Raw genomic sequence first — 8,121 nt, 5'->3', positions numbered from 1 at the left:
AGAGTGTCCACTCGATCGCGGGGCAGGAGCTTGCCTCGGCTGACGTGCCGCTCACGCGACTTCTCGCTGCCGCCGAGCGCGGCCACGGCCAGCCTGTCGCGCAGTTCGGTGACCAGTTGCTGGTGTTGTGCGCGATGGGTTGGTGGCGCTGTCGTGGTGGGAGCTGACACGGGTCTGTCCTCATCTGAAGAGTGGGGGAGTGAGTTAATTCGCGGTAACTGAGATTTAGATTAGTGGCGATTAACCGAGTTGTCTAGATAGTCCAGGATGTCGGTTCAGTCGGAAGCTATTATTGTGCAATGCTTTTGGTGGATCGTCGCGACAGACGGCCACGCGTGGCCGGTATGCTCTCGCCCCACATTCGGGTTGCGGGGTGGCCTCGCGACCCGCGGGAGTTGTCAACCGGTCCTTTTTCACCGCGGCGACTCGAGGGGTTCCACGCTGGCCACTGGGGCACCGGGTCAGTACGCGAGGGCTCCGGTACCCCAGACGTCCGTGGAGTGCGTTTCGGGTTCGCTGTCGAGGCGGCGGACGTCCTGAAGGTAGTCGGCCCCGTCCAGTTCGCTGCGATCAACTGCGATCAGCCGACAAGCAGCGCCGACGAAGTACTGCTGCACATCGTCGAGATTGAGCCGGCCGCCCGGCCGGTACCAGTGCGCGACACCGGTGCACATCTCGAGGATGGCCAACCGGCAGAGTGCGAGGTCTTCGATCGCGAAGGACCCCACACGCTGTCCTCGTTCGAGCACCTGGCCGAACAGCACCTCGTACTCGTCGCGCTTGGCCTGCAGTTCGGCCCGGTTGGCCTCGGTCAGTGCCCGCATTTCGTATTCGGCGACGCGGGCGGTGAGTTGGTTCACCGCGCTGATGCCCACGTGCGAGGCGACCAATCCGGCGAGTTGCACGACCGGATCGGCGCTGCTCCGCATGGCGCGGGTCCCCGCTTCCATGAGCTCGTCCAGGCAGGACCGGATGATCAGCGCCAGGAGGGATTCCTTGCTGCCGACGTAGTGATACAGGGTCGCGGAGTTGATACCCGCCTCGGCGCCGAGTTCCCGGATGCCCGTGGCGGCAAAGCCCTTCGTGGCGAAAAGGGTTACCGCAGCCCGCTGTACGCGCCCCAGATCCATGGCTCCCTTTCGGTCGGCTCCCGAATCATGCTAACACTTCCTTCAGCCAGCAGATCGCCAATCAATCGATTGGGATAAGACGACTACCTCGTGGTTTATCTGACCAGCAACTCAATCGATTGATTGGGAATTGCTTGACTGTGGTGCCAGTCACTGCTTACGCTCTCCCCGGAGCCCGGCCCCGGGGCCCTGTCAGCCTCTTTGCGGCGTCCCAGAGCCCTTTCACCGCCGACATGGCGAGAGCGTCCCCGCCCGAAAACAAGGAGCAAGCACGTGAAGGTTGCACACTCCACACCACCGACGACGACCGTCGACCGGCCAGCGCTGCGGCGCGTGGCCGGCTCCGTCCTCATCGGCACCACCATCGAGTGGTACGACTTCCAGATCTACGGGGCGTCCGCCGCGCTGGTGTTCGCGCCGATGTTCTTCTCGGGCGCCGACCCGTGGCTCGCCACGATCCTCTCCTTCGCCACCTTCGCGGTCGGGTTCGTCGCACGTCCGCTCGGCGGCGTCGTCATGGGCCACTTCGGAGACCGGGTCGGACGCAAAAAGATCCTGGTCTTCGCGCTGCTGGTGATGGGTGCGGCCACCTTCCTGGTGGGCCTGCTGCCCACCTCGGACCAGATCGGCATGTGGGCACCGGCACTGCTGGTGGCCCTGCGCTTGATCCAGGGTTTCGGGGTCGGCGGCGAATGGGGCGGCGCGGTGCTGACCGCGGTCGAATACGCCCCGAAGAACCGCCGCGGCTTCTACGGCAGCATGCCGCAGGTCGGAGTGCCCGCCGGTCTGCTGCTGGCGACAGCGGTCATATTCGGTACCAAGGCCGCCACGGGTGATCAGTTCCTCACCTGGGGCTGGCGCATTCCATTCCTGCTCAGCATCGTCCTGGTCGCCGTCGGGCTCTACATCCGCGTGGCCCTCGAGGAGACCCCGGCGTTCACCCGCGTCAAGGAGCAGAAGACCGAGGTCAAGATTCCCCTGGTCGATGCGTTCCGCACCTACCCGCGGCAGATCGTGCTGGCGGCCGGCTCGATGATCAGCACCGGCGCCTACTTCTACATCCTCAACACCTACACCCTGACCTACGCCGATCAGTTCGATCTGCTGCCCGGCAATCTCATGCTCACCGCGGTCATGGTGTCGGCAGTGGTCGCGGCGATCTTCATCCCGATCTTCGGTCAGCTCTCCGAGCGGTTCGGCCGGCGCCGAACGCTGCTGGTCGGCATCGGCGGAATGGGTGTATGGGTCTTTCCCGCGTTCGCCGCGATCGATTCCGGGAACTTCTGGCTGACCACCGGCGCCCTGGCGATCGGCGCATTCATGCTCAGCATCTCCTACGGTCCGCAGGCCACCTTCATCGCTGAACTCTTCGACGCCCGGGTGCGCTACAGCGCCGCCTCGATCAGCTTTCAGATCGGTGTGCTGCTCGGCGGCGCGATCGCCCCGATGATCGCGGCAGCGTTGGTCGCCTACACCGGCGGCTCGTTCGCCGTCGCGGTCTACGTCGCGGCGCTGTCGTTGATCTCCCTGATCAGCGTGTTCTTCGTTCGCGAGGCCGACCTCAGCCGGGGCAGCAGCGACATGTTCATCGACGACGACGGCACCTATCGCCCAGTCTCTCCACAGTAACGACCCGCAAAGTAACCCCAAAAAGCCAAATCCGTAAGGACATTCGTTGATTTCCACTCACTTCGAGAACATCCGCGTCGGTGATACCACCACCACCGAGTCGCGCACCATCACCGACGAGTACGTGCAGGAATTCGCCGAGCTGACCTGGGACCGGCACCCGCTGCACCTGGATCCCGAGTACGCGCAGCGGACCCGATTCGGTCGCCAGATCGCGCACGGCGCGCTGATGCTGTCCACCCTGCTCGGACTGGTCGAACTGCATCCGAGCTACTTGCAGTGCTTCTACGGGCTCGACGAGGTCCGGTTCCACGCCCCGACGTTCTTCGGTGACGCCGTGCACGCCGTCTCCGAGGTCGTCGCGATCCGGCCACGACCCAGCGGTGAGGCCGCGGTCGTCACCTGCAAGGGGTCGTTGATCAACCAAGACGGCACACTCGTCGTCTCCGGGCTCTTCTCCCTTCTCGTGGCGGGGAAGGCTCAGGCCATCGAGATGGAAGCAGCAGCGAAATGAGCACCCCGGTACAGCAGGACTGGTGGCAAGATCTCAGCGCCACTCCTTTTGCCTGGCAAATCCCCGACGAGTTCAACATCGCCCGGGCCTGCGTGGACGACAAAAACCCGGCCGATCCCGCCCTGATCATCGACGTCGAAGGGTTCTGGCATCAGTACACCTTCGGCGAGGTCGCGGTCCTGAGCCGGAAGTTCGCCACCGTACTGGCCGACCTCGGAATCGGCGCCGGCGACCGGATCGGAGTGATGGTGCCCCAGGGCATCGAGGTGCTGACCGCTCATTTGGGGGCGTTTCGGGCCGGGATGGTCACGGTGCCGTTGTCGGTCAAGTTCGGCTCCGACGCGGTCGCCCACCGACTGAACGACTCCGGAGCGCGGATACTCGTCGTCGACACCGAAGGCTTCGCGCGCATCCGGAACAGCTTGGCGGAAATCGAGTCGCTGGAAGCGGTGCTGCTGGTGGGGGAGAGCCCGGCCGGCCCGACCCCGGTTCCGGTGTTGTCGTTCGAGCGGCTGGTCGACGCCGCCGCCGAGGACGAGCGCGTCGCCCCCACCGGACCGAACTCGCCCGCGATCATCATCTACACCTCCGGCACCACGGGACGGCCGAAAGGGGCCTTGCACGGGCACAAGATTCTGCCCGCGCACATGCCCGGCGTCCGCACGGCCTTCGAGGGCCCTCCTCAGCCGAGGGATGTGTTCTGGACGCCCGCCGACTGGGCGTGGATCGGCGGACTGTTCGACGTGCTGTTCCCGGCGCTGGCAATGGGGTGCCCCGTGGTGGCGACCCCGGACAAATTCACTCCCGCGCGGGCGATCGAGGTCATGCGCCGGCACAAGGTCACCGCTTCGTTCATTCCCCCGACCGCTCTCAAGCAGATGCGCAGCACCGGCGTCGATCGCGCCGCCGCGCGCGGTGTGCGACTGCGTGCCCTTGCCAGTGGCGGCGAATCCCTCGGCGGCGCCCTGCAGGAATGGGTCACTGACACCTTCGGGGTGGCGATCAACGAGTTCTACGGGCAGACGGAAATGAACCTGACGGTCGGCACCTGCCGGTCCAGCTGGAAGCCCGAGCCAGGCTCGATGGGCCGCGCCTTCCCCGGCTTCACTGTCGGGCTCCTCGACCCGACGGGCGAACAGGTCGAGACCGGTCGGGTCGGCGAAATCTGCATCGCCGCAGGAAATCCCGGACAGTTCCTCGAGTACTGGAACCAACCGGACAAGACGCAGGAAAAGATTCACGACGGATGGATCCACACCGGAGACCTCGGCCGGGCCGACGCGGCCGGCAACCTCTGGTACCAGGGCCGCGCCGATGACGTCATCTCCTCGGCCGGTTACCGGATCGGACCAGGCGAGATCGAAGAATGCCTGCTCTCCCACCACGCGGTGGCCATGGCCGGGGTGATCGGTGTCCCCGACCAACTTCGCGGCGAAGCTGTCCAAGCCTTCGTCGTCCTCACCGACGAGGCCACCGCCTCGGAAGAACTGCGCCAGGAACTGCAATCCCACGTCAAGACCCGGCTGGCGTTCTACCAATACCCCCGGCAGATCACCTTCATCGGTCAGCTGCCCCTGACCACCACCGGGAAGATCATGCGTCGGGAACTGCGCAACATCGCCTCCGGCGTAGCTGAACGCAGCTGAGGACCATTGCACCGTACGAAGCCTTCAATGGGGCCTTTCGAAGAAGCGGTACGCGCGCGAAAAACTCGTCTCCAAAGTCCCACGACGGCGAACCGGTGACCCCACCGACATCGCCGAGGCCACGGCATACCTGTGCTCGCCCGGCGCAGGCTACGTCAGCGGCGTCGTCCTGGATGTCGACGGCGGCCTCGGCAGCCGCTGTCCTCCGATCCCCTATGAACCCTGATGTCCGTTTGGTCTGTTGGTTGCCGCGGTAACCAACAGGCACAACGGACACCGCTTGCCGTGAGGTGGTCAGGTTCGGTTGGTAATCGCTTGGAGGAGGACGCGTGAACCGTTCATGCTGTCTCTCGCTGGACAACGATCAGTATCGAGGTTTGTCCGGTTCTATTGCACAGAGGCGCAGAGATTTTCGCCTTCAAGAGGATCTCGCGGGCGAGGGTTCGCGCGGGTACGGTCAGATCCATCGCCACGGTGGTGAGCGCCGATTCGACTGATGCCGAGGCTGGAAGGGCGTCGACACCGACGACCGCCAAATATTGGGGCACAACGATTCCCGAGGCTTCGCCAGGCCGCGAGGATGCTGAGGGCTGCCAGGTTGAATGCGGCGACGGCGGCGACCCGGTTTTGTCCGTCGGTCCAGCTCGCGACTGCCGAAAGAGCTCTCTCTCGCGCCGAAGGGCGACAGTGATGTGCGCCACTGGCTCGGTCCGTGGAGGTGGCAAATCCTAGGATGCGACGGAAGACTATTTGTCGATACACCGACAACTGTCGGTGGTGTATCGACAAACCCACACCGCAGAGCAACTCTCGGTGCGGATCGTCAAGCCCCGACCTCGCTGACGTTGCAACTCGAGGAAGTCCGGGAACGCCCGCAGGTGGTCCTTGAGGCCACCTACGGCCCGACAATTGCGGTCGACGCACTACTGCGGACTTCGAGCCACCGCCGGGTCAATACCGGTAGCCCACCCGTCATGTGTCAGCGGCTTTCGCCACCGACGGGTACACAAAGGCGTCTGCGCGGAAGTTCTCGCTGAAGAGGGGCCGTAACCCTCTGCGGTGTCGACGTGGATAACCACCCGAGTTCGAGCGCCCGGCGGACGGCGCGGATCGACTCCTCGTTATCGAGGGCGCCGTCCGAGGCGTAGGTGCCAGCCATGGGGCATGGCGCCGAGGCCGATGTGGTCGCTCGAACTCTCCGAGGTGTCGTTCTTATCTGATCGTTCCTTCCGCGCGTGAGTTGCTCAGGCCTGCGAGGTGGGCATGGCCCATAGCTCGGCGACCGAGGAGCGGCGGGGTCGGGTGACCATATAGGTGATGCTGTCGGCAATGTCCTCGGGCTGCAAGGGCTCGGGGATTGCCTCAGCGGCGGAGGCCGCGAGGTCGTCCTGGACCTGCTGGCTGTTGTGCGACACCAGCTCGGTGGCAACGGCACCGGGCTCGAGCAAGCCAACGCGCACGTGCTGCTGGGTGACCTCCTGGCGCAGAGCCTCGGTGAAGCCGTTCACACCGAACTTGGTCATGTTGTAGACGCCGAAGTTCACCCACGCCTGTCGTCCGGCGATGGAGGAGATGTTGACGATGTCGGCGACACCGCGCAGGTCGTCCTTTGCAGCCTTCAACAGGTGCGGCAGGGCGGCGTGGGTGACGTAGAGGAGCCCCTTCTGGTTCACGGCGATCATCCGCTCCCACTCCTCGATGTCGGCGCCACTGACGGGGCCGAGGAGCATGAGTCCGGCGTTGTTGATGAGGATGTCGAGTCGACCGAAGCGGTCGACGATCGTTTGCACGGCGGACTCGGCCTGTTCGCGGTCGGTGATGTCGGCCTCGACTGCCAGGGCGGTGCCGCCGGCGGACTCGATCTCGGTCACGAGCGCGTCGAGGCGGTCTTTGCGGCGAGCGAGGACAGCGACGGTCGCGCCGTGCTCGACGAGCCGGCGCGCAGTCGCGTCGCCGATGCCGCTGCTGGCACCGGTGACGATGGCGACGGTGCCGTTGAGCGCGTTGATGATCATGAGTGATGTCCTTCCATTGGGCGCCCACCGCCCGGGTGGACAGCGGGAAAATGAAGTAGTCGGTCTCAGGCGTCGAAGGCGAGCGACACGGAGAGGTCGCGGTTCGCGTCGATCTGACCCTGGATGGTGGCGAGGTTCTGCTCGACGCCAGCCATGACGTCGGCACCGGCTAGGAAGCGCAGCGGCAGCTCACCGGAGTCCGAGAGAGTCACGAGGGCGTCGGCGAGCTTCTTGGGATCGCCGCCCTGCTGGCCGTTCATGCTCTTCCACGCGGTGATGGTCTGCTCGGTGCGCTCGGCGTAGTCCTCGATGTCCAGCTCGGGCCAGATGGTCGAGGAGCCCTCGACGAGCAGCTCGGTGCGGAAGAACCCGGGCTCGACAGCCATCGTGCTGATGCCGTACGGGGCGACATCGAATCGCAGTGACTCCATCCACCCCTCGAGAGCGAACTTCGACGGCGCGTACGCGGCGCAGAACTCCTGGCCGATGAGGCCGGCGGCCGAGGTGACCGTGATGACCTGGCCCGAACGCTGCTGACGCATGACGGGCAGGATCGCGCGGGTGACATTGAGGGGGCCGAAGAAGTTCGTCTCCATCTGGGCGCGCATCTGCTCGGGGCTGATGTTCTCGAAATAGCCGGCGTAGAAGTTGCCGGCGTTGTTCACGAGAGTGTCGATGCGACCGAAACGCTCAACCGCGGCCTGCACAGCGGCGTCGATCGTAGCGGGCTCGGTGACGTCGAGGGCCACAGTCAGCAGGTTCTCGTGCTCGCCGACGGCGGCCTGAACGCGCTCGGCACTGCGGCCGGTGGCGACGACCGAGTGGCCGGCGGCGAGCGCGGCCTGGACGATGTCGACGCCCATGCCGCGGCTCGCGCCGGTGACGAACCAGACGTTCTTGGTGCTCATGATGTGTCCTCCAAAGACGCGGCGATCGCGCCCGAGTGGCGGATCGAAAACCGGTGACCCCAGTCAACATCCGCACCCGCATCGCCAGGGAGACCCGCTCTATAGGGTTACTGCCCGTACCCCCCTAGCTTGGTGCGCCGACGAAGGTACGTGCGCGTCGAGGGCGCAACGCCACCGGCGTCTCCGATGCTCAAGCGCATCAGCCGCGCTCTGCAGCTCGATGCCGAGCGCTCGCACTCTACGACCTCGTGCGCACTGCCAACGACGCCCAACCGCTCC

The 8,121-nt window shown here is 65.3% G+C and carries 7 protein-coding genes and 1 pseudogene; 4 read left to right on the top strand and 4 right to left on the bottom strand.

Translation table 11 applies throughout. The features are described 5' to 3' along the window. Positions 1-170 (bottom strand): annotated as a pseudogene (locus ACFVJ3_RS46005) (methylcrotonoyl-CoA carboxylase); the annotation flags it as partial. A gap of 291 nt (positions 171-461) precedes the next feature. Then, positions 462-1,130 (bottom strand): TetR/AcrR family transcriptional regulator, encoded by a 669-nt coding sequence (locus ACFVJ3_RS46000; protein WP_378458422.1) that lies wholly within the window; start codon positions 1,128-1,130, stop codon positions 462-464. Positions 1,131-1,403: 273 nt separating this feature from the next. Between ACFVJ3_RS46000 and ACFVJ3_RS45995 the strand changes: the two genes are divergently transcribed. From ACFVJ3_RS45995 to ACFVJ3_RS45980, 4 genes are read left to right on the top strand one after another with little or no spacing between them, the layout of a single operon-like run. Continuing rightward, positions 1,404-2,759: an MFS transporter gene (locus tag ACFVJ3_RS45995; RefSeq protein WP_378458421.1), complete on the top strand. Its 1,356-nt coding sequence runs from the start codon at positions 1,404-1,406 to the stop codon at positions 2,757-2,759. 46 nt (positions 2,760-2,805) lie between these two features. After that, the gene (locus ACFVJ3_RS45990) at positions 2,806-3,273 is read left to right on the top strand and encodes a MaoC family dehydratase (RefSeq protein WP_378458420.1); all 468 of its coding nucleotides are present in this window, start codon (positions 2,806-2,808) and stop codon (positions 3,271-3,273) included. Further along, positions 3,270-4,919 carry an AMP-binding protein gene (locus ACFVJ3_RS45985; RefSeq protein WP_378458419.1) on the top strand — a complete coding sequence of 550 codons (1,650 nt, stop codon included), beginning with the start codon at positions 3,270-3,272 and terminating at the stop codon, positions 4,917-4,919. Before ACFVJ3_RS45990 ends, ACFVJ3_RS45985 begins: the two co-directional genes overlap by 4 nt. Beyond that, positions 4,906-5,145 (top strand): SDR family oxidoreductase, encoded by a 240-nt coding sequence (locus ACFVJ3_RS45980; RefSeq protein ID WP_378458423.1) that lies wholly within the window; start codon positions 4,906-4,908, stop codon positions 5,143-5,145. The genes ACFVJ3_RS45985 and ACFVJ3_RS45980 overlap by 14 nt, the downstream gene beginning before the upstream one ends. 1,018 nt (positions 5,146-6,163) lie before the next feature. Here the strand turns inward: ACFVJ3_RS45980 and ACFVJ3_RS45975 are convergent. Continuing rightward, on the bottom strand, positions 6,164-6,934 hold the full coding sequence (locus ACFVJ3_RS45975) for an SDR family NAD(P)-dependent oxidoreductase (RefSeq protein WP_378458418.1): 771 nt from the start codon (positions 6,932-6,934) through the stop codon (positions 6,164-6,166). A gap of 65 nt (positions 6,935-6,999) precedes the next feature. Beyond that, positions 7,000-7,842, bottom strand: coding sequence for an SDR family NAD(P)-dependent oxidoreductase (locus tag ACFVJ3_RS45970; protein ID WP_378458417.1), 843 nt, complete (start codon positions 7,840-7,842; stop codon positions 7,000-7,002). Positions 7,843-8,121 lie beyond the last annotated feature (279 nt).

Source organism: Rhodococcus sp. NPDC127593, assembly GCF_042671975.1.
Taxonomy (GTDB): Bacteria; Actinomycetota; Actinomycetes; order Mycobacteriales; family Mycobacteriaceae; genus Rhodococcus_F.
The sequence above is the reverse complement of the archived record's forward strand: the minus strand, read 5'-3'. Positions and strand labels throughout refer to the sequence as shown.

Excerpts from the sequence above, each read along its gene's own strand:
- ACFVJ3_RS45975 (WP_378458418.1), bottom strand. The coding sequence starts at position 6,934 with ATGATCATCAACGCGCTCAACGGCACCGTCGCCATCGTCACCGGTGCC.
- ACFVJ3_RS45985 (WP_378458419.1), top strand. The coding sequence starts at position 3,270 with ATGAGCACCCCGGTACAGCAGGACTGGTGGCAAGATCTCAGCGCCACT.
- ACFVJ3_RS46000 (WP_378458422.1), bottom strand. The coding sequence starts at position 1,130 with ATGGATCTGGGGCGCGTACAGCGGGCTGCGGTAACCCTTTTCGCCACG.
- ACFVJ3_RS45970 (WP_378458417.1), bottom strand. The coding sequence starts at position 7,842 with ATGAGCACCAAGAACGTCTGGTTCGTCACCGGCGCGAGCCGCGGCATG.